Origin of the sequence: Spirosoma sp. SC4-14, from assembly GCF_037201965.1 — a bacterium.
Classification (GTDB): domain Bacteria; phylum Bacteroidota; class Bacteroidia; order Cytophagales; family Spirosomataceae; genus Spirosoma.
Map to the genome: position 1 here is coordinate 4007787 of NZ_CP147518.1, position 24435 is coordinate 4032221.

The 24435-nt window shown below is 48.0% G+C and carries 21 protein-coding genes; 10 read left to right on the forward strand and 11 right to left on the reverse strand.

Going from position 1 to position 24435, the window contains the following annotated elements; translation table 11 throughout:
* Window positions 1-99: 99 nt before the first annotated feature.
* Complete coding sequence (locus WBJ53_RS16435; RefSeq protein WP_338868029.1) at window positions 100-810, reverse strand: YetF domain-containing protein; 711 nt, start codon at window positions 808-810, stop codon at window positions 100-102.
* Window positions 803-1507, reverse strand: a complete 705-nt coding sequence (locus WBJ53_RS16440; protein WP_338868031.1) for a YetF domain-containing protein — start codon at window positions 1505-1507, stop codon at window positions 803-805. Before WBJ53_RS16440 ends, WBJ53_RS16435 begins: the two co-directional genes overlap by 8 nt.
* 176 nt (window positions 1508-1683) lie before the next feature.
* On the opposite strand from WBJ53_RS16440, the gene WBJ53_RS16445 reads away from it, so the two are divergent.
* Entirely contained in the window at window positions 1684-3423 is a 1740-nt protein-coding gene (locus WBJ53_RS16445; RefSeq protein ID WP_338868032.1) for an alpha-amylase family protein, read from the forward strand.
* An 86-nt stretch (window positions 3424-3509) separates the two neighbouring features.
* Here WBJ53_RS16445 and WBJ53_RS16450 read toward each other — a convergent pair whose 3' ends face one another.
* From WBJ53_RS16450 to WBJ53_RS16465, 4 genes are all read right to left on the reverse strand, one after another.
* Window positions 3510-6617 (reverse strand): PD-(D/E)XK nuclease family protein, encoded by a 3108-nt coding sequence (locus WBJ53_RS16450; RefSeq protein WP_338868034.1) that lies wholly within the window; start codon window positions 6615-6617, stop codon window positions 3510-3512.
* A 72-nt stretch (window positions 6618-6689) separates the two neighbouring features.
* Window positions 6690-7529, reverse strand: a complete 840-nt coding sequence (locus WBJ53_RS16455; RefSeq protein ID WP_338868035.1) for a zeta toxin family protein — start codon at window positions 7527-7529, stop codon at window positions 6690-6692.
* A 31-nt stretch (window positions 7530-7560) separates the two neighbouring features.
* Window positions 7561-7869: a hypothetical protein gene (locus WBJ53_RS16460; RefSeq protein WP_338868037.1), complete on the reverse strand. Its 309-nt coding sequence runs from the start codon at window positions 7867-7869 to the stop codon at window positions 7561-7563.
* Window positions 7870-7922: 53 nt separating this feature from the next.
* Window positions 7923-8519, reverse strand: a complete 597-nt coding sequence (locus tag WBJ53_RS16465) for a tRNA-(ms[2]io[6]A)-hydroxylase (protein ID WP_338868038.1) — start codon at window positions 8517-8519, stop codon at window positions 7923-7925.
* Window positions 8520-8683: 164 nt separating this feature from the next.
* On the opposite strand from WBJ53_RS16465, the gene msrA reads away from it, so the two are divergent.
* The 5 genes from msrA (at window position 8684) to WBJ53_RS16490 (ending at window position 14014) form a co-directional block, all read left to right on the forward strand.
* Entirely contained in the window at window positions 8684-9358 is a 675-nt protein-coding gene (msrA, locus tag WBJ53_RS16470) for a peptide-methionine (S)-S-oxide reductase MsrA (RefSeq protein WP_338868040.1), read from the forward strand.
* A 216-nt stretch (window positions 9359-9574) separates the two neighbouring features.
* Window positions 9575-10276 (forward strand): hypothetical protein, encoded by a 702-nt coding sequence (locus WBJ53_RS16475; protein WP_338868041.1) that lies wholly within the window; start codon window positions 9575-9577, stop codon window positions 10274-10276.
* 104 nt (window positions 10277-10380) lie between these two features.
* A complete protein-coding gene (locus WBJ53_RS16480; protein ID WP_338877196.1) occupies window positions 10381-11394 on the forward strand; it encodes a hypothetical protein in 1014 nt (337 codons plus the stop codon).
* A gap of 147 nt (window positions 11395-11541) precedes the next feature.
* The gene (locus WBJ53_RS16485) at window positions 11542-12597 is read left to right on the forward strand and encodes a hypothetical protein (RefSeq protein WP_338868043.1); all 1056 of its coding nucleotides are present in this window, start codon (window positions 11542-11544) and stop codon (window positions 12595-12597) included.
* Window positions 12598-12868: 271 nt separating this feature from the next.
* Window positions 12869-14014, forward strand: coding sequence for an acyltransferase (locus WBJ53_RS16490; RefSeq protein ID WP_338868044.1), 1146 nt, complete (start codon window positions 12869-12871; stop codon window positions 14012-14014).
* A gap of 6 nt (window positions 14015-14020) precedes the next feature.
* On the opposite strand, the gene WBJ53_RS16495 is transcribed toward WBJ53_RS16490, so the two are convergent.
* The 5 genes from WBJ53_RS16495 to WBJ53_RS16515 form a co-directional block, all read right to left on the reverse strand.
* Window positions 14021-14725, reverse strand: coding sequence for an ElyC/SanA/YdcF family protein (locus WBJ53_RS16495; RefSeq protein ID WP_338868046.1), 705 nt, complete (start codon window positions 14723-14725; stop codon window positions 14021-14023).
* A 1-nt stretch (window position 14726) separates the two neighbouring features.
* Window positions 14727-15092, reverse strand: a complete 366-nt coding sequence (locus WBJ53_RS16500) for a VOC family protein (RefSeq protein ID WP_338868047.1) — start codon at window positions 15090-15092, stop codon at window positions 14727-14729.
* A gap of 55 nt (window positions 15093-15147) precedes the next feature.
* The gene (locus WBJ53_RS16505) at window positions 15148-17874 is read right to left on the reverse strand and encodes a DNA gyrase/topoisomerase IV subunit A (RefSeq protein ID WP_338868049.1); all 2727 of its coding nucleotides are present in this window, start codon (window positions 17872-17874) and stop codon (window positions 15148-15150) included.
* A gap of 157 nt (window positions 17875-18031) precedes the next feature.
* On the reverse strand, window positions 18032-18964 hold the full coding sequence (locus tag WBJ53_RS16510) for a D-2-hydroxyacid dehydrogenase (RefSeq protein ID WP_338868051.1): 933 nt from the start codon (window positions 18962-18964) through the stop codon (window positions 18032-18034).
* 104 nt (window positions 18965-19068) lie between these two features.
* Window positions 19069-20364, reverse strand: a complete 1296-nt coding sequence (locus WBJ53_RS16515) for an acetylxylan esterase (protein WP_338868053.1) — start codon at window positions 20362-20364, stop codon at window positions 19069-19071.
* A gap of 190 nt (window positions 20365-20554) precedes the next feature.
* Between WBJ53_RS16515 and WBJ53_RS16520 the strand changes: the two genes are divergently transcribed.
* From WBJ53_RS16520 to WBJ53_RS16535, 4 genes are read left to right on the forward strand one after another with little or no spacing between them, the layout of a single operon-like run.
* Window positions 20555-21178, forward strand: coding sequence for a TetR/AcrR family transcriptional regulator (locus WBJ53_RS16520; protein WP_338868056.1), 624 nt, complete (start codon window positions 20555-20557; stop codon window positions 21176-21178).
* A 41-nt stretch (window positions 21179-21219) separates the two neighbouring features.
* Window positions 21220-22059: a TolC family protein gene (locus WBJ53_RS16525; RefSeq protein WP_338868058.1), complete on the forward strand. Its 840-nt coding sequence runs from the start codon at window positions 21220-21222 to the stop codon at window positions 22057-22059.
* Entirely contained in the window at window positions 21978-22805 is an 828-nt protein-coding gene (locus tag WBJ53_RS16530) for an ABC transporter permease (protein WP_338868060.1), read from the forward strand. The genes WBJ53_RS16525 and WBJ53_RS16530 overlap by 82 nt, the downstream gene beginning before the upstream one ends.
* A gap of 33 nt (window positions 22806-22838) precedes the next feature.
* Complete coding sequence (locus WBJ53_RS16535; protein ID WP_338868062.1) at window positions 22839-24428, forward strand: FAD-dependent monooxygenase; 1590 nt, start codon at window positions 22839-22841, stop codon at window positions 24426-24428.
* Window positions 24429-24435: the final 7 nt, after the last annotated feature.

A 24435-nucleotide genomic window follows, 5' to 3' on the forward strand; every position in this document is an offset into this window, starting at 1 on the left:
TTTATTGATACAGTAGCGTCAACTGCTTTATTATCCACAGAGACACCCACGTTTTATTGACAGCGTTGTGCCTCTGTGGATAATAAAATTTATCAGCTTTCATGTTGTAGTAGGCTTGTAGTCCTTATAGCCAGGTCCCCATTCGTGGTGGCCACAGTTACTACAGTTTTCTTCCTCAAAGGTGGTATTTGCCAGTGGGTTTCCGCAGTAATAACAGACCAGTTGGTCATCTACTTTATTTTGTTGCTGAATGAATTCGGTATCCCAGTCAGGAAGAATCAACAGACCGGGTTTAGGCATCGAGTCTTTGATCAGCGTAAAGGCACCATTTGCCTCCATATACAGTCGTTTCACTTGCCCCAGATGCAAAATACCATGCGACCGTAATTGCGCAAACAGTAGCTCCCGTGTGATTCGCGACTGCTTCATATTGAACAGTAGCATAACAGAATTTTCGACCAGAGTTGTGCTTATATCCTGCGAAATCCCTTCGAATCGCGAATTTTTGGCGGCCCAGTACGACACCAGCCGCTGCGTAAACACAACGACCACCGCAATAATACAGGCAGGCAACAAACCACGACTGGGGTCCAGTATAGGTACACCAATGGCAGCCGCCAGCGAAATCATAGCCGACATCTCATTCCGGCTCAGTTTCGAAGCCATCCGCCGACCCATCAACCGCATCGATACCACCAGGATGAGGTAAACGGCAGCGGCCCGAATCAGAATTTCAACGTAAAAACTACCGGGAACTTCGCCAATCAGTATCCGCAGCCAATCGGTCAAATGAATGTCTTCCTTATTCATTTTCGACGTCGATGGTTGCTTTTACCCACATATGGGCATGACAAACGGAGCATGGTTCAACCGCGGCTTGAGCCTCAGTGGTGAATCCACAATTGCAGCAAACAATTATGGATTCCACTGCCTGCTGCTTCATCGTATACATTTCCTGGTCCGATGGTGGCAAGACCGATAAGCCTGGCCTGGGCCTGTCGAAGGGATAAATGCTAAACATTCCGTACGCTTCCAGATAAAGTCGTTTTACCATCCCAAGGTTATATACATTACCACTCCGCAAAGCGGCATAAACCTGCTGGTGCGACAATCGATTTTCGGCCATTTTATCTAACTGAATAATACCATCTTTCACCAACACGGTAGCTGTTCCCTGAATCAATTCTTCGGCCTTATGACTTTTAAAACCCAGCAGATTAGTACCCCGCAGGAAGGTTAAAGCACACAGAAGCGCCAGCCCCCCCGACAGTAACCCCCGGTCGGGAAGTTGCATGGCAGGCGAAATAATAGCGCCCATCGTCAGCATTACAGCCAGTTCCAGATTAGTAAGCTGCCCGTTCATCCGCTTTCCCAAAAAACGCATCACAATCAATAGGGCCAGATAAATCAGCACAGTCCGAATAAAAACTTCAATCAGAAATTCAGCCGGAGCATTACCGATTAACAGGCGCTGCCAATCATCGAATTGTATGTCTTCCTTTTTCATGAGCATCTAACTTTTCGTTGAGTCGATTTGATTGATCCGGGCTGTAAAATCTTGCTTTTATTATACCTTTCATTTAGTACATATAAAATATATACCAGATAGTCAATTAAACACAATCCTGCCAACAGAGCAGGGGACTAATGAGTTGATCAATACTGTACGTTCAACCTCCGTTCATGAAAAAGCTTTGCCTGGTTCTATTCGTTTGTTTCCTTCTTGCCTGCCAGAACAACACCCCAGACGAAAAGTCAGAAAAAACACCCTCAGCTCCTCTCCCAACCGAATTCATCGAAGAGCTATGGTATAAAAACAGTCTGCTTTACAGTGTTGATGTTGAAGTATTCAACGATTCAGACAACGATGGCATTGGGGATTTTAATGGCCTTACTCAGCAGCTCGGCTACCTCAAGCAACTTGGTGTTTCCACCATCTGGCTGGCTCCTTTTCAGCCAACGCCCAACCAGGATGATGGGTATGATATATCGGATTTTTACGGTATCGATCCCCGGTTAGGCACCGACCGGGACTTTGCCAAGTTTATAGAACAGGCCAAACAGCACAACATTCGGGTTATGATGGATCTGGTTACCAACCATACCTCTAATCAGCATCCATGGTTTCGGCAGGCCCGGCAACACAAAAACTCCCCTTATCGATCCTGGTACGTCTGGTCGAACGAACGACCCAAAAAATGGGATAAAGGCATGGTTTTTCCGGGTGTGCAGAAAGAAGTCTGGAGCTACGACTCGGTGGCAGGCCAGTATTTCTATCATCGGTTCTATAAATTTCAGCCCGACCTGAATATGCAAAACCCAGCCGTTTTGCAGGAAATGCGCAAAATTATCCGACATTGGCTCAACAAGGGTATCGACGGGTTTCGTGTCGATGCAGTTCCTTTTCTGATCGAAATTGCCAATCCCGATTTCGACCCCGAAAAACCTGCCCATCAGTTCGACATTATCAATCAACTCCACCAGTATATTCAGTGGCATAAGCGTGATGCCATTTTGCTGGGAGAAGCTAATGTTGATCCAAAGGAACAGGAGCCTTATTTTGGGAAAGATGGGCAGAATATGCAGACGATGTTTAATTTCTTTGTCAATCAGCACTTATTCTACGCCCTGGCTACTTCCGAAACCAAACTCCTGCAGAAAGCCCTGCAGGATACCCGCACCATTCCACCCACGGCGCAATGGGCTCATTTTCTGCGCAACCACGACGAAATTGATCTCGGGCGCCTGAGCGACGATGAACGCCAGAAAGTATATGACCGGTTTGGCCCCGACACCACCATGCAGCTATACGACCGGGGAATTCGTCGACGGTTGGCTCCTATGCTTGGCAACCGGCAGTTAATCGACCTGGCCTACAGCCTGTTGTTTTCGTTACCGGGAATGCCCGTGATCCGCTACGGCGAAGAAATTGGCATGGGCGACGATCTGCGGTTAAAAGAGCGGTTATCGATCCGAACGCCCATGCAGTGGTCCAATGCTCGCAACGGCGGTTTCACCACCAATTCCAATCCGGTTCGGCCGGTTATCAGTCAGGGGCCCTATGCCTACACAACCGTAAATGTGGCCACTCAACAAACCGATTCAACATCGCTCCTGAACCTTATCCGTCGGTTTGCCCAGCTTCGGAAAGAATGCCCTGAAATTGGCTGGGGCAACTGGAAATTGCTCGATACGGGCTCACCGCATGTGCTGGCCATTCGCTACGACTGGCAAGGCCGATCGTTGTTGATGATTCATAACTTCAGCCCACAACCGCAAAATTGTCAGTTAAATACTGGCTACAAAGCTGGCAGCAAGCTCATAAATCTTCTGACTAAAACGAACTTAATGGTGCAGTCACCAGCATCACAGCACTTACAGCTTCCGGGCTACGGCTATACCTGGTACCGACTGGCAAAATAGCCTGATTACCTAGCTGTACTGGTTGATAACGTTATAAACTACCCTTTCTATCCCCACCCCTCCCGAATCGTCGGCCCTCGAAATACCTAACGCCCACAAATGCCTTTAAAATCGCAGTATTGACACATCTCGATCTGATCGGTTTTGCGGAATGGCTCGTTGGTGTCCAGCAGTCGACGAATTAACAACTGGAGTATTTCTTCAGAATCCCGAATGTATTGCTGAGGGCTATCGTCGGCACCAAAGGTGACGGGGTTCGACTTAAACCCACCTTTCAGATCCCGAAACGAATAAAACCCAGCTTCAACGGGCAGATTAGCGGTTGGATAAATGTTCCGTTTGGCGCGATCGCGCGGCAGCCCACCATGTTCGCTGATATTTTTCAGGGCCAGATAGCGATAGAGCCACAGCTGCCGCATTTTATCTTCCCGACCATCGTTCAGCAGTTTTTCGGCCAGATCTTTCGGTGCTTTATCGGGCAGTTCGACCCGACCGGTTTTGTAATCGACAATGCGAATTCGATCATCTAACCGTTCGATTCGGTCAATTTTACCGGCAATACGCACCCGTATCGACTCCCCATTATCGAGCGGAACCAGCAGATAGGTTTCGAGCGTTTGCTCCGTACCAATAACCGTCAGCCCAGCCAGTGCATTTTGCTGACGGTGGAAATCGAGCATCAGTTTACGGGCCAGATCGTATAGCAGCAGATTCATTCCCGATTCGATCACGCGCCCTTTCATGGACGCAGTAAACTCATCCTCCAGCAGTTTCTTTACAATGTCCTCATCAACCGGCAGATTTTTAAGCCGGTAGTCCAGATCGAGCCGCTCCATCACCTTATGCAGCCAGCTTCCGAACTCAGCCACGCCCATTTTCTCCTCGATTTCTTCTTCTTCCGCTATTTTAACAATCCGGCTGAAATAAAAGCGCATCGAGCAACTGATAAACTGGTTCAGATATGACGGATATAAACCCTTTGTTGTCAGCAACTGAATCAGTTCGGTGCGAATGCTTTCTGTTTTAGGAACGCGCAGATCGGTCAGATCAGCTACCTGGCTCATGCCCGAACGGCCAAACCGAACCGTCGGATAGCTAATCCGAATCAGCCCATTGGAGCGAGGAACCAGTTCATGTTCTATTTGCCGGATAAAACGGCTGGGTTCGCCTTTACTGTTGCCATACGCATCGGTCGATGTGGTATAGAGCAGGGTTATATCGCTCGCCCGCTGTAGCAATCGATAGAAGTGGTATGCCATAACGGCCTCCTGCTCCCGATAGGTTGGCAAATGCAGTTCCGATGCGATATCGAACGGTATCAATGAGTTCAGTTTGCGCGACTGGGGCAGACTGCCTTCATTGACCGACAGAATAATAACCCGGTCGAAATCCAGTGCCCGCGTTTCGAGCATACCCATAATCTGAAGCTGACTTTTACCTTCGCTCGTAAACGGAATACTGGTTTGTCGAATCAGTTCGTAGAGAAACTGCCGAAAGCTCTTCACCGTAACCGGTGTTGCTTCAATGGCCGTTTCGGCCTGTCGCTCCAGGGTAGCCTCCAGTTGTTTGACTAATGTAAAAAACAGATACAGGTATTCTATTTCAACGGCATCCTGACTGGCACGATATACATCCCGGAGGAGGTCGATCAGATCGTATAGTGTCTGAATAGCTTTCAGGGGCTCCTCATTCGGCCAACGGGCAAACAATACCTGAACCAGCGGATCGTTCTGCCCCAGTTCGTTCAGTTCTGACTCGGTCAGGTATACCCGCTGATCTTTGACAATCACTTTGGCTATCCACTGAAACAACGGCTCTGGCGGCATAACCTCGCCCGATTCCAGTGTTTCTCCGGGCCATTGCAGTGCTTTGATCCGTTCATACTGCCTCACAAACGGGTGATTCAATACTTTCACAACATGCCGATGGTGATACTTTGGAATCCGCAGATGGCGCCCGTCTTTCGCCCGAAATTCATGAACGGTCCGTTGCATTTCAAATAACGTATCGACCAGTGTAAACAGCAATGAACTTCGTAATGAAAGCCCCATTGTCACGTTCAGGTCGGTTACGCTTTCGTCGAGGGCGTATAGCACTGGCATCAACAGCGTTTCGTCGGCCAGTACGATGGCGGTGGTACTTCGTGCGGGGTACTCCGTGCGGGGTACTTCGTGCGGGGATGGTGGGGGATTCTGTGCGGAGGTATCAGAATCGCCTTCATCCTTAACCAGCCCTCCGCGTGAAACACCCCGCTCCCTGCCCCAAGCCCCAAGCCCCAGGCCCTCAGCCCCCCAATCCGCATACAGCTTGCCTGCCACTTTTGCCTGCATACTGGCGTTGGGCACACCGATGACCCGAATATTTTTTTCGCTACCGAGCAGATGATTGGATAACTGATTCAAATCCTCACGGTTCTGTTTCGAAAATAGCCAGCCATCGTTCAGGTAGCGTCGCAAAAATTCGCCCGACTCCTGCTCCCGATCCCGGATGTAGTATTGATCAACATCCCAGATCATTTCGGCTTTTTGGGCATCCACTAATACCCGGATAATATGTTCTTCGGCCCGGCTGAGCGCATTGAATCCAACAAAGTAGATGCGTTCATAAGCCAGATTATCGCGAATTAAGGTTTCAACATTTTGTGCCAGTAACCGATAGGCCATGCCCCGATAGGCCAGCCCCTGCTCGGCCAGGCGGGTGTGTAGTGCGTGATAGGCCGTGTTGAGGTTTTCGAAAAGTTTAAAATAACGTTTGGTGCCAGGCGTTTCGACAATGGGTTTTGCCGACGATGGAGCATCGACCTGCCAGCGTTCGAGGGCTTTGGCTGCGGTCAGGTAACTAAACAACTCGTGTGGACTAACCAGATACTGGTCGATTCGGTCGAAGTCGGCCAGCAATACCGAAGCCCAGCCAATAAATTGCTCAAACTCAACCTGCGGGTCAATTTCCCGGAATACTTCGTAAAGTTCAAACAGTAAACTAACCGTATCAATTAATTGCACGCCCGCGGCATGCGTAATAAAATCGTCGACGGCCAGAGTATGCGGAGCCAGAAATGGCCGGTCGGACTGTTTGGCCAGTTCATCCAGAAAAACAGAGACGGCCCGGCGGGTTGGCAAAATCACCCAGACATCGCTGAGGCTAGGGCCATGCGTGTCGAAAATTCGTTGAGCCGTTTGTTGAAGAAAAGTCAATAGTTCTATTCAGTAATTAGTAGTCAAAATTAACGTATTGCGAACAGACTATTAGCTTCTTCGTGTTCAAGATTAGCTGTACAGCGCCATAAATTCGTCAATTAACCGGAGATAACCCGCATTGGTCTCGCCCCGTTTTTCGGCTAACAATTTGATAGCAAGCCACTGTTGTCGATAAAAATCGTTATGCAACAAAGGGACTCGTAATCGATTAAATTCAGATATAAAATCAATTTCTGGTTTATAATGAGCGAGCCAATTTACGGTAAGCGTCAAACCATCAGTAAGTAGCCGGGTATAAATTGCAATCCGATCAAAAAGGCCTTCTTTTTGGGCTCGATTAAGATTAACCGGAATCTGCCTGTAAGCTTCATCATGAACTTCGACAGGAGAAAAACGCCCGATTCCTGTTCTTTGTTTATCTCCTTCAAATCGCTGGAATATGCCCAGCCAGCTATCGTTTCGATGAATAGCTAATACGTGAGCTTCGCAATAAAAACCCGCCTGCTTTATTTGTTGTGCTGTTTTTTGGATAACATCGAAGGAACGCATTGTTCCTTCGATAATAAAATTACAACGTGACCGCAGGCACTCAGCTTTCAGATGTTCAACTAATGCGTTTGAAAAAGCCTGGGTGTATTTAGGAGCATCCTGCCCAAATGTTTCACTAATTTTTTTGGCTCTTGGATGAAACTGACGATATTCATCGCCATTGATAACAATAAATTTAACTTCATTAAATTCCTGCCTTATGTTACGCATCAACGCTGTTTTACCTGAAGCAGGCTGTCCTCCCAATAAAATCCCTCTAGGCGTTTCAGATTGATACTGATCATAGGCTCCAATATTTAGAGTAAGGATTAGGTCCTTAGCAATAAAGAGTTCTTCTTCTGTGTATAAATCTAGTAGCATTTCTAGAGCCAATAATTAAATGACGCATACTTCATTTAACGATCAAATCACCACTTTTATAATTTAGATAAGGTACATATACAGTCTCTATTTTTTTATATAATGCTTCCAGTCGTATGCCCGTATATATATCATCTATTTCAGATTTAAACTGCCTTATATTTTTCATTATTTCCTGATACTTTGGATGGCTCAATACTTCTGGATCATCACGCTCAAATCCTGCCCAATCAAATTCTCTGAGCAAATCATACAGCTGCTCCGTTTGTTCAGCAATCATCTTACCGATAATTTCGACTGCTATATCGTCCCTGATCCAGGGAAAAAGTTGCATCTCCATTTTGTCCGTTTCTTTTAACAACAACCTAATATAAGCAAAAGATTTGGCAACGTTCAGTGCATTCGGTCGCCCCGAACTTCCAGATTCGCCATAATATCAGCTTCAACGGCCAGAAATTCTTTCCATCGTTCCCGTACGCGGTCAGCGGGCAGGTAGGTTTCAGCCAGTTCAATAAAGTTGCGGTAATGTCCAGCTTCTGAAATCATCAACTCGCGGTAGAATTTCTGGAGACTTTCGTCGGCAATATGTTCCGATAGCAGCTTAAAGCGTTCGCAACTACGTGCTTCTATAAGCGCATTCATCAATAGGTTGTCCATTAGCTGTTCTTTCGGATCGCCAATGGACCGACGCAGCCGACTACGCAGCTGATTCACATACTCATCTTTCCGCTGGCGGCCAAGCGGGATATTCCGCTTTCGCAGCTCTTTCAACACCCGTTGAAAATGCCCCCATTCTTCGGCAACAACCGGAGTCAGCACTTCTACCAGTTCTTCCTTGTCCGAATATTGAACAATGAGCGAAATACAGGAAGACGCAGCTTTCTGTTCACAATAGGCGTGATCGATCAGAATGTCGCCGATATTCATTTCGGCAATGTTGACCCAACGCGGATCAGTCGGCAATTCGAGGCCAAGGGTTGTGAGCGTCATACAAACTGAGAAAATCGTCGGCAACAAAGGTAACGCTTCCAAACGGATGGCGAATGCATTCCGGCATTTTCGTGGCGGCCCAGGCCCGAATTTAAGGTTGCCAAGAACCAGAGGGAATCCATAAAATTAATCTGTTGTTGTGTTATTGAACGCCGTTTTTGCAAATGACACAGAAACTGATCCTGATTTCGGGCCTGTTTTTAGGTACTCAACCCCTCAACAGTTGTCAACAGTCGCCTACCACCGCATCGTCTGAAGCAACGAATCCTATTGATACCCGGCTGGCTACTATGCCATCGCTACAGCCGGGCGAAGCTGTGGCAACCTTTGGCGGGGGATGTTTCTGGGCCGTTGAAGCCGAAATGAAGTCGCTGAAAGGCGTACGGGCCGTGGTTTCGGGCTATGCCGGTGGCGACCTCGACTTTCCGACCTACGAACAGGTTGGAACCGATCAGACTGGCCATGCTGAGTCGGTACAGGTTTATTATAATCCAAAAATTATTCCCTATGCCGTATTGCTGGATGCCTTCTTTGCCGGACACGACGCCACCGAACTCAACCGACAGGGGCCCGACATCGGCAGGCACTATCGGTCTGTGGTCTTCTACCGGACCCCGGCCGAAAAAGCGGACATTGAAGCCGCCATTAGACGCGAATCGGCAAAGCATAAAGCGCCCATCGTAACGCAGGTAGTTCCGTTCCCGGCTTTCTATCCCGCTGAACGATATCATCAGAACTATTACAAACTTCATCCGTATAGCCTCTATATTCAGCTTGTTTCCAAACCCAAGGTAACTAAATTCCGCAACCGGATGGAAGGCTGGTTGGGAGAAAACTAGGGTAGTTGGTTTACGGTTTTCCGTTTTCGGTGCTTCGCCAGTTGGTGCGCTAAATGAGCGGAGCAACTGAAAACCGGCATTACGTTCGGCCTGTCCCAGGACATTTTGTCAGGCCCCGGAACCGTTCGGCCTAATCTGATATTGCGGGATTGCGACGAACCTCGTAACATTGTTCAGTATTTCACCTCGGGGTGTCCCCGTCATGACATACCAACTATGCCAGAACCCGACAAATCGCTTGGTCAGAAAATCCTGAATTTCTTCATTAAGGAAGAAGGCCCCAACGTTGCAACAGGCACACCGCCAACCGCAGCACCCACCCAACCTCGTCCGGTTGCCAGTGCTCCAACCCCTGGTCAACCGCAGCCGCAACCGGCCCCTGCTGTTCAAACGGGCGAGATTGACCCGAAATTCGCAGAGCACCTGGCCAATGTGCTTGCCCAGAACAATCCGCCCGGTCCCGATTATTTCGAGTTTCGCGAAACCCTGCGTAGCCTTTCTAATCTGGGACTGCCCGAGGACAAGCAGTTTCAGGCAGCCTGGGCGAGTTTTAAAGCACTTGGTGGCTCAACCGATATTTCGACTCTGACCAAAACGGCAAATCAGTATATTGCAGCGTTGAACACAGACCGGGAGGCCTTTACAAAAAGTGTTGAAGCAGCACTGGCCGAACGGGTTGGCGGTTTGCAGAATGAGCAGAAACGGTTACAGACCGAAAACGAAGCGCTGGCCAGACAATTGGTAGAGATTCAGCAGAAAATAAGTACCAACAACGATCGGCTGAGTGCAATTGGGGGCGACATTGCCGAACAAAGCACGAAAATTACGCAGAATCGCCAGAGCTATGATGTAACATTTGCCCACTTTTCGGAGCAAATCAAAGGCGACATCAACAAAATTTCCCAATACCTGAAATAGATACCCGGTTTATGGTTTACGGTTGCGCTGCCTCAATGAAATGTGTGCAACCAGGCGAAGCAACCGTAAATCATAAACCGAAAACCATAAACCGAACACATAACATGGCTACTCCTGATTTTTCACAACTTGGTGGCGGTACGGATAAAGACAAACGCTCGTTCTGGAGCCGCCCCGAAGGTATATTTGGCACGATCGTACTGGCTGCGATTGCGGGTTTCGGTCTGTTCCACCTGAACGACATCCTGGAATTTCTGATCCGGGCCACATCGAATATTCTGGAATTGTCGCTACTGCTGGGTGCGCTGGGCGTTCTGATTTTCCTGTTCACTAGCAAAGATGTACGCACGGCTGTTTTCTTCCTGTTCAAGTCGATGATGCGAAGCATAACGGGTACCGTTATCCAGTTGAATCCAATTGCCATCATGAAGATCTATATCGATGATCTGAAAGATAAACGGCAGAAAATGCAGGGACAAATCGATACGCTGGCCGGGCAGCTTGTTAAGCTCAACAAACGGATCAACGAAAACAACGAGTCCATCAAACAAAAGTTTGCCGAAGCCAATAAAGCCAATTCGATGAGCGATAAGCCCGGTATGCGCGAAACGGCTCAACTGGCAACCATTGAAGGAGCTGGCTTACAGGAAATGAATGAAAAGCTGCTGCCCCTTCAGCGCAACATAAAGCAGGTACTGGCTTTTATGGAGAAGGTAAATCAGAGCGCCGACTATATTATCAAGGAAACTGAAATTAAAGTTCGCCTGAAAGAAACCGAATATAAGATCGTAAAAGAAAGCTCCAACGCCCTTAAAACGGCTGTCAGCATCTTCAAAGGCGATCCTGATAAGAAGTTTTATTTCGACCAGTCGATGGAATACATACAGGACGATATGAGTCAGAAACTTGGGGAAATGAAACGGGCCATGGACCTGTCGATGGATTTTATTAATGGAGTTGATATTCAAAACGGCCTCTTGTCCGACAAAGGGCAGGCGTTGCTGGAAGCCTATAACAAAGGGGAATTTAAGATGGTACAGTTAGATGCCCCTGCCCAACCAATAAACCTGGGGCCCGCTCCGCAAAAAGACGCCGGATACAAAAACCTGCTTGATTAAGCTTGAATGATTGACTTGTTGAATGATTGAACTTCGCTACATAAATCATTTAACTGCCACAGCAGACCATACGTCAACAAGTCAATCACTCATCCAGTCAATCATTCAATAACTCTATCATTCAACAATTCAATTATTCCTACTTCCATGCAACGTCTAACCGTAGCCGGTCGGCTACTCATCACAGCCCTGATTCTGGCTGGCCTTTACTTTGGGTTCCGTTATTTTGGTGGTAATGAGGCCCTCCGCAAGCTAGCTCCCAAACAGTCTGAAGAATCGGCATCGATGCCCAAAACAGACGACCAGGAATCGTCTGCTTTAACGCAGGAAACATCAGCTTCCGACAACAGTTCATCGTCGGGCGCTTCTGATGAAGCAACCACCACGGAGTCTCGCCGGTCGTTCACTTATACTCCGCCTGCTCCAAACGGCGGAAAGTTGAAGGGTGTTGTAGAGCTGGGAGCCAGTGGTTTCAATTCGTTTATTGTTCGAATCGATGAACAGAAGAACTGGAAGCTCGAAAAAGCAGAGTTCGGCAATAGCCTGGTAATTGAAAACATGGCATCGGACGAAGACATCCGGTCGGGGCTGAAAAGTTATATTGGCAAAATGCTCGATTATGGAGTCGGTAGCCGCGACATTCACTTTGTCGTCAGTTCGGGTGCCGTAAAGGCAGAAGGTACTCAGAAGATCATCAAAGCACTGAAATCACTGAATTACTTTGTCAATACGGTAACGCCCGAACAGGAAGGGTCGCTGGGCTTACGCTCGGTATTACCGGCCGATTATTACAGCAATTCATTTGTTGTAGACATTGGTTCGGGAAATACGAAGATTTCGTGGAAAGATGGTAGTTCGACCAAATCGCTGGAAACCTATGGAGCTAAATATTACCAGAACGGAACCAGCGACGAAACCGTTACGTCTGAAGTCAAAGCAAAAGCCAAGCAGATTCCGGAAGATCACCGCAAAACCTGTTTCATCATTGGCGGGGTTCCGTTCGAACTGGCCAAAGCTGTTCGGAATGGAAAAGAACGGTATACCGTTCTCGATGCGCCATCGGCCTACAAACTCGACAATGCCAAATCAAAAGCGGGTTTAAACATTTATAAAGCGGTAGCAGATGCCACCGGATGCGATCAGTTCGTTTTCGACTGGGACGCTAACTTCACCATCGGCTTCCTGCTGAATTTATCGAAATAATTCTTGTAGGGGAATTCATTTTCTAGAATATAACGAAGGGCCTGCGGCAGTTGCCGCAGGCCCTTCGTTATATTCTAGACTTCAATATCCGTAGCCCTTTGCATACTAATGCCATTTTTTGCTTTAGTGACGCCGATTCGGCAAAAACCAAGACCAATCTAGCCGAATAGAAAACTTAGATAACGATTAATAAATAAACTATCATATTAAGAACACTCTTTATTTCTTTGGAGTCTTATAATATCCACGACCATTCTAAAGACAACATACCTTGAAAACGTCTAGAATCATCAGTTTAGACGGGCTTCGGGCGTTATCGATTTCGATGGTATTGCTGGCGCACGGCAGCTATACCATGCCCGGTTTTATTAGCAATAGCCCGATTTATGTCGGTGCTTCAAACGGAGCACTGGGCGTAAAAATTTTCTTCGTAATCAGTGGTTACCTCATCACCCGGCTTTTATTGGCGGAAGCGGATAGAACAGGGTATATCCATATCAGGAAGTTTTATCTGCGTCGGTTTCTACGCATATTCCCGGTCTTTTACTGCTACATAGCGGTCGTCCTGATTTTGAAGTGGTTTTTCATTCCCGATATCCTCAGTAGTTACTACCCGCCCCTGTTTGCCGGTTTATATCTGTGGAACTATCAGGACTTTTTCAACTACCCGATTATTCCAACCGATAAGGGCTACTGGTTTTTTGGTCATTGCTGGTCGTTATCGATGGAAGAGCAGTTTTATCTGCTTTGGCCGTTTATTATGAGCCGCTACAGTCGCAGCACCGTTAGTAAAATTTGTCTGGTTCTGATTATAGGTATGCCACTGCTCCGGGCTGCATACTATGTTGTTTATCCTGGTATGCATTTGCAGCTTCGAATGATGCTTCATACCGGAGGAGATGCCATTCTGATGGGCTGCCTGGGCGCACTGCTCGAAACAAAGCTTCTACAGCATCGATTAACTCAGTGGCTGCTAAAAAACCCGGTTTTCGTCGGCTTATGCGTTGTGATGCTCTTTTTTATCTCGCCCAAACTCGCCATCATGTACAAAGGCTCGTATGGAATGACCATTGGCATGAGCCTCGACAACGCACTCATTTTAATCCTGCTGCTGTGGAGCGTTCATGTATCTTCAGTTGTAGCCACGTTCTTAAATAACCGATGGCTGGTTAGGCTGGGTATGATGTCTTATTCCATCTACATCTGGCAGCAATTGTTTCTGACCTACCAGCTCGATGGTTGGGCAACCAAATTTCCGCAGAATTTTATTGTGGTGGCTGGAGTAGCTTATCTGTCTTACCGCCTGATTGAAAAGCCAATTCTGGATCGCAGACAGGCCATCGAAACCTGGGCCCAACGGCAGGTTATGCCTCAGTTGGATCAGCTAAAAAGACGAGTTCTATACGCTGAACGGTAGGCAAGCTTAGCGACTGGGTTTTCGCTCCCAATTGCCTTTTTCGGGTTGGGGCCGAAGTACATATACATCGAGCAGCGCGTATGGGCGGGCCAGATACTCACGGACGAGTGTACGAAGAGAATAACCGTCGGGAACATCCTGTGCGGCAAATGCAATGGCTTCCATTCCTTCATGATTGCCAATGTAGAGCGCACGGGCATTATGGAAGTTTTGAGAGATGATCGTGATTTTTTCCTGATTGAAAACGTCTTTGCAGCGAACGACCGAATCGAATGTACGGTAGCCAGCATAATCGAGGGTCATAACCGAAGCCGGAACGCCCAGCTTTACTAAAGCCCGCTGCATATCGACGGGTTCATTGTAATACTCAGAGTCATTATTGCCACTCAGAATCAGGTACTTCACTTTCCCTTCTTTCCAGAGCCGGGCCGTAGCTTCCATGCGGTACCGGAAAAACAGGTTTTCCTTGCCCGAGCGCACAAACTTACTCGTACCGAGCACTAACCCAACATCGTTGGCTGGGAGTTCGTTGATGTCGAAATAGATTTGGTCCTGCGTGTTATAGACGACCCACCAATTACTAATGAGCACAATCATAGCCCCCACAAACGAAAGTGCAATTGTCGTTTTAATGGTCCATTTGACCACCCGAACGCTTACTGCTTCATGGGGCATGTCGTCACTATAATCGGTGGTTAACGTCGTATTCATTTCATTGCTTAAAATGCGGATTTTCAATTAATCCAACAACATTACCAAATGGATCTTTCAGGGCTGCGGTTTTAATGCCGTCGCCTACATCGTCAATATCTGTATGTAGTGTTGCACCTAAATTAAGCAATCTTTCTTTTACTTCAGCAATATTGGCAACACCCCAATAGGTTATCGTACTACCTTCTACAATGGGCGCATCAGGAATCAGCCCCAGTTCATAGCCGCCAACATTGAAGCCCACGTAAAATGGCTCATCAAAATAAGGCGCAATGGCCAGCGCTTTTGCATACCACTCTTTGGTTTCTTCGAGCCTGGGTGCCGCATAGATTACGGTACGTAAGCCTAAAAATGGTTTTTCTTCCATCGGGTCAGAAAAACCTTACAGAACATACGTTGGCAGGTTCTGTAAGGTTTTTTTTCTATGAAAATAAGCCTAACTGAACAGATTCTTTTTCTTCAGATTCCGTTGTATCAGTTGCGGCAATGGCTGCTTTTTCGGGCTTGCCAATGCCACCTCCGGTAGGCACAGGAACCACTTTGGGCGGCAAAAGTTTTACTTCTTTGACTTTTGCAAACGGCAACTTATTGCCCAGCGCTTTCCAACCCCGAACTTCAATAAACCCTTCTGGCTCCAGCACCATTTTTTCAACAGGGCCCCGGTCTTTTACCTGGTGTATGATCTCGATACGTGGGTAACGGTCGGCCGTTACGGCCAGGCTTTTCGATCCTTTCCCATCACCGATGAAACTAAACTTTTTATCGAGCGATGTGGTCTCAACCTTAAATCGTTTCACATACCATGCTTTCTGATTGGCTTCGTAATATATGGCCGACAAAACCACTTCCGGATCGAACTTCTCCAGCACCACCACGTCGTTCGGCTCATAGCGGTTGGTTAAATCAAAGTTCGTCAGCTCATACTGCCCGTCTTTATAAACAACCAGAATGCTATCTTTTGCATCAAAATTACCCAATAGCCGCCCCCGTTCGTCGCGGTTCAGGCGACCAAGGTGATCGTCGTACCAAATGTCGACCCCACCCAGTGTGGATACACCACCGGTTTTCTGGGTAATTTTACGAACCGGATATTTCGTCAGAATATTACCCTGAGCGCCCCGGTTTTTGATGCTTACAGTAGCAAAGTCGAAATCGAATTGCTTGATTTTTGCCGAAGACTGAGCCGTCAGGTTAATTGTTACGACTTCGGCTTCGCCATTATCGTTTGCACTGAAATACGTAATTTTCGACTTAGGATTGCCCATGGTCAGGTCATACTCGCGATCGCGGGTAACCCCCGTGACCGGAAACCGTTTCACCATCGAAATTCCCGACTTGCCATCCAGATAGATCAGATTGTAAATTTTCCGTTCGTCGTTTTTCTTGAAAACAGAAACGTACAACAGATCTTTGCCGACAAATATTTTATCCTGAACTTTCGTGACCAGACATTTGCCATCGCGCCGGAACACGATGATGTCGTCAATGTCAGAACAGTCGCTGACATACTCGTCTTTTTTCAGTCCATAGCCAATAAAGCCACCTTCGCGATCGACATACAGTTTCTGGTTGGCAGCGGCAACTACATTGGCCGCAATGGTGTTAAACGCCCGAATTTCGGTTTTGCGCTCACGCCCTTTGCCGTATTTCTTTTGCAGCTCTTTGTAGTAGGCAATGGCGTAACGGGTAATGTTTGCCAGATTGTCTTCCGTTTCGGCCAGGTCCTGTTCCAGCTTTCGCATCAGCTCTTCGGCCTTAAAACCGTCGTACTTCGAAATTCGCTTGATTTTGATTTCGGTTAGCCGAATTATATCATCCTCCGTTATTTCGCGATAGAACTGTTTTTTAAATGGCTTGAGTGCCTTATCGATCGTTATCAGAACGGCCTCGAAGGTTTCGCACTCCTCGATTTTACGGTAAATCCGGTTTTCGATGAAAATCTTCTCCAGCGAACTATAGAGTAGTCGCTCCATCAGTTCGCCCCGTCGGATTTCCAGTTCGCGTTGCAGCAGGTGAACGGTCTGATGTGTGTTGACCCGCAGGATATCGGTAACGCTAACAAAATGCGGTTTATCGCCAATGATCACACAGGCATTGGGCGAAATAGAAACCTCGCAATCCGTAAAGGCATAGAGCGCATCAATTGTCACATCGGGCGATACTCCGGGTTGAAGATGCACCAGAATTTCGACGTCTTTGGCCGTATTATCGACCACGGCAGCTACATTTCGGCTGGGCGCTTTGATCCGGATTTTACCCAGTTCGGCTGCTTTTACGATGGAATCGATCAGCTGCGAGGTTGTAACGCCATAAGGAACATCGCGAATGGCCAGCGTTTTCTTATCAATTTCTTCGATATGAGCCCGTACCCGCACTTTGCCACCCCGCAACCCATCGTTGTAGTTACTAACGTCGATTAGGCCACCCGTCTGAAAATCAGGAAAAAGCGAAACAGGCTTATCTTTCAGTATCTGAATCGAGGCTTCAATCAGTTCATTAAAGTTGTGGGGCAGAATTTTGGTCGACAGCCCAACGGCAATTCCTTCGACGCCCTGAGCCAGCAACAGCGGAAATTTGACGGGTAGCGTTACGGGTTCCCGTTTACGCCCGTCATACGATAGTTGCCATTCCGTTGTTTTATCATTATAGATGGCATCGAGGGCAAATTTAGACAGCCGAACTTCGATATACCGGGGTGCCGCGGCTCCATCGCCCGTACGAACATCGCCCCAGCTTCCCTGCGTATCGAACAATAATTCTTTCTGACCGATGTTAACCAGCGCTTCCCCAATTGATGCGTCGCCATGTGGGTGAAACTGCATCGTTTGCCCAATAACGTTCGCTACCTTGTTGAAGCGGCCGTCGTCCATTTCTTTGAGCGCGTGCAAAATTCGTCGCTGAACGGGTTTTAACCCATCTTCAACGGCCGGAACGGCCCGCTCCAGAATCACATACGAGGCATAATCGAGAAAATAATTTTCATAGAGCCCCGAAACAACCGTCTGGTCGTGCAGGACATCGCTTTTGGTATCAGTAGGTTGTCCATCCGGCCCCATAGCGTCGGTCGGTTCGGCCTCGTCGGCCAGGTGGTCGGCCTTTGGCGGTGCTTGATCGTCGTCTAATGGTTCCTGATTTTCTTCGTTCATCATGAATTGGTATAGGTACTATTTCCGTGGATAATTAGGTGGGAACAGCCGAACCAACAAACCAGGGTTCGACTCCTTAAATATACAAAAAAAAGTTTAAAAATCAGCCTTTAGGGGCCAAAAAGCGATAAAAAATGCTAATTCTCACGACTTCTTTTTTCTAATAGCCCCGTCCTAATTCGACCTCATTTGCCAGGGCTTCGCCCGTTCGGAAACGCATCAGGTTTTCCAGAAACAGTGTCACTTTTCCGGTATCTTCGTTGGGCTGTCCACCACCCGTATGCTGGGTCAATATGACGTTTGGCAGCGTCCATAACGGGTTATCGGCGGGCAATGGTTCGGTTTCGGTCACGTCGAGTACAGCGCCCCCTATCCGGCCAGCCTGCAAAGCCTCGATCAATGCCTGCTCATCGGTGGTGCTCCCCCGGCCAACGTTGGCATAGATACTGTCGGGCTTCATAGCAGCCAGCAGCTCAGCCGAATAAAACCCGCGTGCTGTTCCGGGCAAACAGTTGATTACAATATCGGTTTGTGGCAACACGGCCCTGAGCTCTTCTGCTGAATGCAGATCGGCTTTCGGGTCGGTACGGGCCAGCATCGTTATGGCGCAATGAAAACCCGTCAGCATCTGGCGCATGGCCTGCCCTATTGTGCCAGTCCCCAGAATGACAACCGTTTTGTTCCGTAGCAACCCGGTTCGAGAACGAATAGGGGCTCCAATCCATTCGGACCGGTTCTGCAAGGTTACCAGTTCAGGAATTCGCCGATAGAACGCCAGAATACCGGCCATCATCGTTTCGGCACAGGGCCAGGCAAAATAATCGCCCATATTTGCGATGCGGGCATTGATCTGTGCATTCCGGTAGCCATCAAACCCGGCCGAATCGAGCTGCCAGAACTTCAGCTTTGGCACTGGTTCCGAAAACCAGGCCGCTGGAGGATTTCCCAAAACGAGATCAGCCGCCATAAAAGCCTGCTGCTGCTCATCGGTTGGCAGATCACGCCGAAAAACCACCGTTATATCGACCGGGAGCTGCTGGATAAGTAATAATTTAAGGGAATCGTCGAGAGCGGAATTGACAAATAGCTGCATAAAAAAGGTACGAAATTCAGGTTGTTTTAGTTGCTTTCTGGCAGAATTTTCGGACTAGGTTTTCAAGCCTAACCCGAAAATTCTGCCAGAAAGCAAAATAACACTTATTTCCCTCCTCCTTTCAACTGAGTCATCAACCAGTTCATCATTTTTTCGGTTTGCTCGGGATATGTCCAGTGGCCTGTATCGAGATAAGCTGTATCCAATTCTTTAGGGCCAGGAATAACATTGTAGGCTGCATACATCGACGTAGGCGGACAAACTTCGTCATTATACCCCCACGAATAGCGCCCTGGCACCTTCACAAGCCGGGCAAAATTAACGACATCGTAGTAACCGGTTGTTTTGATTCGATCAGGCTTATTGTTATAGGCCAGATTATCACCAGTAAACATATGTGGCCAGCCGCCCGCGCGTCCGTGCAAATAGCCCGTCACATCGCTCAACGCCGGATAATAGGCCGCTAACCATTTGATGCGCGAATCGAGTCCAGTCGTAATGATCGATAGGGCTCCGCCCTGGCTTCCACCCGTTACGCCCAGATTCTGCCCGTCAAACTGGGGCATACCAACCAGAAAATCGACAGCCCGAACGCACCCCAGATAAACCCGTTTGTAGTAGTACCGATCCCGATCGTCGAGATTTGCCATTGGATAGCCATTGAGCGCGCCCCGCGCCAGGTTATCGTATACAACAGGTTCCATCGTTACGGGAATGCCATGGATACCGACCTCAAGGGTAATGAACCCTTTATCGGCCTCGGCAATCATACCATTGTATGGCCGAACTCCGGCCCCCGGCACACGCAGAATAGCCGGATATTTCCCTTCTTTTTTAGGAATGCACAAGATGCCGTAAAACCGCGAGCCATTGATGTTTTGCAGATTCAACTGGTACACATTCGTTAGTTCGGTACAACGCTCAGGTAGCAGCGTCATGCGGGCATCGATGGGTATTTTGGCCAGATCGGCTTTGGCTTTGTCCCAGAAAGCCTGAAAATCGGCCGGGTTTTCGACCGTTGGCTTGATTTGGTCCGGAGCAAACCCCGCTGTTGTCAGGCCCCGATACTCTTTCCCGTCAACGTCGGCCGTAGCAATGCAACGCAGAAAACCAGCCGTTTTCATGGTACCACCATCCACCGCCAGCGTTCCGTCTTTCAGGGTCGTGGTTTCTTTTTTTGTGGGTTCCATTTTCTCGGGCCCAATTTCATAATGCAGTTTGGCCCCTTTGAGCAACACATTGTTCCGATATACCGATATCATGAACTTTACGGGTTCGCCAGGTTTATAGAGCCAATCGGCATGATCGGGGGTTACCAGGATTTTAACAAAACGTTCGGAAGGCTGGGCTGCCAGATCTACAAATCGGAAGAGGCAAAGAATCAGGAGTAGTCGTTTCATGGAACAGAGTAAGAAAATGGAGGATTCGTGTGTAATATAAAGGCTGTCTGGGCAGGAACTTACCCTTAAAAATCCTGACTAGAGGCTTTTCTGCCGTCAGCAATTGGCCAGCCCCCCTACGGACCTTTCCATTAGAGAAAAGAAAACTAAACATTTGTTTAATAAATTTCTTTTTTGTTACCTTTGTTGCATGAACGAAGGTGCGGGAGAGGCAGCATTAGATGCTGAAACGAAGATTAAGGAAGCAGCCCGGCGGGTCTTCCTAGAAAAAGGGTTTGAAGGGGCAACAATTCGTCAGATTGCCGACGAAGCGGGTGTAAACCTGGCAATGGTCAATTATTATTTCCGGAGCAAAGATGAGTTGTTCAAAAGCATCTACCTCGAAACCTTCCGGGAATTTCTGGGCCGAATGGCCATTCTGCTCAACGAAGAAACACCCCTGGAAGTGAAAATCTGGAAAGCAGTTGACCGATATACCGATTTTATTATGGACAATCCACTGATTCCGAACTTCATACTCTCTGAGCAACGAAAAAATGGTGCCGCTTTTTTCAGGGAAATGAATATCAAAGGACTGATCGAAAATTCGCTGTTCCGAAAGCAACTGATTCAGGAAGCCGAAAAAGGCAACATCAGGCCCATTCATCCACTACAGGTAATCATTACGATGCTGAGCAGTATTGTTTTTCCGGTTATGGCCAAACCTATTCTCTCGTATGTCGGCACCCTCGATGATGCTGGCTTTCGGCAGTTTATGGAATCGCGTAAACAGATTGTTCCCGAAATGATCATGACCTATTTACGTCAGGTTTAATTTTTTTACCCACCAATCAAACAGATGTTTAAAACAATCGTTTGTCAGTAATAAAACATTATCTAACCGGAATATGGATCATTTGGGGATTTCCCCTGTTTGCACAGCCAGCTGGCATAGCATTGCCGGAAGTAACACTCAGGCAATGCTATGAAGCAGCCCGAACGAGCTATCCATTACTCAGGCAGCAGGCCCTCTTGCAGCAAACGGGCGATGTGGCCGTGGCGAGCCTGTACACGAACCGAAGGCTCCCGCAACTCTCGGTAAACGGGCAGGCAACCTGGCAATCGGAAGTAACTAAACTACCCATTGAGCTTCCGAATCTGTCGATACCAACGCTCAGTAAGGATCAGTATAAACTCACCGCCGATGTGAGCTATGCACTCTACGATGGCGGCCTGACCCGCCTGCAATCCGACGTGCAACGGGCCAGCACGGCCACTGCTCAGCAACAGGTTGAGGTGGAATTAAACCGGCTAAACGACCAGGTTAATGCTTTTTTTCTGAATGCATTACTCACCGACGAAAACCTTCGTCTGACTCAGACCATGCTGACCGATCTGCGCAATCGGATTGATAAGCTCTCGGCGAGTGTACGGTTTGGCACCGCATCGCCTATGAACCTCGATGTTCTGAAAGCGGAAGCACTGCGTTCAGAACAACGACTGGCCGAACTGAATGCAACACGACGAGGGCTACGGGATGCCCTTCATATCCTGACCGATCTGGCCATTTTCAGGGTTATCTGCCAGCTTTCAAATCGGCTTATAGCGAACTGCTTGCTGGCCGGGTCGATCTGGTGCTTGTTATTCCACCCCATTTCGAACGCGACCTTGGCACTACCAATTCGGCTTCGCTGCAACTACTGGTCAATGCCATAGATGGCTCTAAGGCGGGCATTGCGTCGGGCTATGCGCAGACCATTATCCGCGATTTCAACGACGAAATCCGAACCGAAACCATGGCCGTTCAGGCTAACGATCGGCCTTTACTGGACATTGAAAATCAGTATTGGTATAATCCCCGTCTCGAATACAAAACCTTCATGGTGCCGGGGATTCTGTTTGAATTACTGCTGCTGGTGGGCGGAATGATTGCCGCCCTCAATATTGTGCGCGAAAAAGAAATCGGCACGCAGGAACAACTGAATGTAACTCCTATTAAAAAGCATGAATTTATTCTGGGCAAACTTACACCTTTCGTCATTATTGGAATGATTCAGTTTACGGCAGGGTTGCTGGTCGGAAAACTCCTGTTCAAGATTCCTATTGAAGGCAGCATAGTACTTATGTACGGCTTTGCTTTTTTGTTTTTGCTGCTGAGTGTTGGGCTAGGGCTGTTGATTTCAACCATGTCGGAAACGCAGCAACAGGCCATGTTTGCCGTATTTTTCTGCCTGGTTCTGTTTATTCTGCTGAGTGGGCTATTTTCCTCTACCGATAATATGCCTCAATGGGCACAGTATGTGAACATCTTCAATCCATTGCGTTATATTATTGAAGCGGGGCGCAACATTATGCTGAAAGGCAGTACACTCCGCGATATGCAGCCGCAGTTTATCGCCCTCCTGCTGATGGCCCTGGCGCTCATTGGCCTGGCATCCTGGCGCTATCGGAAAACAGCCTAGAACTGACCATTGGTCAATCTAAAACTCAACCTTATGAAAACATTCCTTCAAACTGATGTACTGATTATAGGCGCTGGGCCAACCGGTCTATCGCTTGCCGCCCAACTGATTCGGTTTGGTATCGATTTTATACTTGTCGATGGCAAAGAGTCCGTCACTGAATTGTCGAAAGCGATGGTGGTTCACGCCCGTACGCTGGAAATTTTCGATCAGTTGGGCCTAGCCCAAAAAGCCGTTTACGACGGTGCTCCGGTTCAAAAAGGCACATTTCTACATAAAGGGGAAGTAAGTGCTCAGCTCGACTTTTCGGATATTGGTGGCCAGCTCAGCCCTTTTCCATTCATACTGGTCTTCGAGCAATGTAAAACCGAACACCTATTATATGATTATCTGCAACAAAACGAAAAAGAGGTTCGCTGGCAAACCGAACTTCAACAACTGACGCAAGAGCCCGACCGCGTATTAGCCGAATTGGAGAGCAAAAATGGAGAACCCATAACCATTAGCGCCCGCTATGTTGTTGGATGCGATGGCGCTGGTAGTCTCACCCGACACCTGGCCGGTCTTGGCTTTGAAGGCTCAACTGATCCGCGCTTATTCTATGTGGCCGATGTCGATATGGATTTCGGGCTAAGCCACCACGCAGATGAACAGGCTAGTTTTTTTGCTACGTTTGGCGAACACGCGTTTGTGTTACTGTTTCCGATGGCAGGTCATCGCCACTGGCGGCTCATTGGAAACCTTCCGGAATACGACGAAAAACCAGACACAGACATTCCCTATAACGAAATTGAAACAAAGGTTAAAACACTGGTGAAGCGCCCACTGGAAATCAGTAACGTACGCTGGTTTTCGACCTACAAAGTACATACGCGTCGTGCGGAGCGTTTTTCGGCAGGGCGTTGTTTTCTGGCGGGCGACGCAGCACACATTCACACGCCTGCGGGCGGACAGGGTATGAATACCGGTATTCAGGACGCCTATAATCTGGCCTGGAAACTAGCCTTTGTAGTAACTGGACAGGCAGCGCCCGCTCTCCTTGAAACCTACAACGAAGAACGACTGGCCAACGCCCAACATCTGCTGAAAACTACGGACCAGTTCTTTGAAATTGCTACAGCCGACAATTGGTATACCCGGTTTTTCAGAGATTCTATTTTCCCCGAGCTGGCGGGTCTGGCTACCCGTTTTGACGTAACCCGCGAATTCATTTTCCCAACGATTTCCATGATTGCCATCAATTACCGGGAAAATTCACTGAGTGACAATCAAACCGCCAATCGGCTGGCTATAAAAGCGGGAGACCGAATGCCATATTTTCGGATAGAAGGAACCAGTCTTTATGAAAAATTAAAGGCTCCCCTATTTCACCTACTTATCTTCTCTGATGGCCAGAACCCATTTAAGGAGCTTCAGGAGGCTATTCTTTCCCGATATGCCACATTAATTGACATTAACATCATTCCGCTCTATCCGTCGGTAGTTGCCATTTTCGATACCCAAAAACCCTTTTTGGTGCTGCTGCGCCCAGACAACTACATTGGGCTCATTACAACCGAGTTATCGTCGGAGCGAATTTTCAACTACCTGATCGAAACGATGAAAATCCAGAGCAATCGCTAAGCAATCG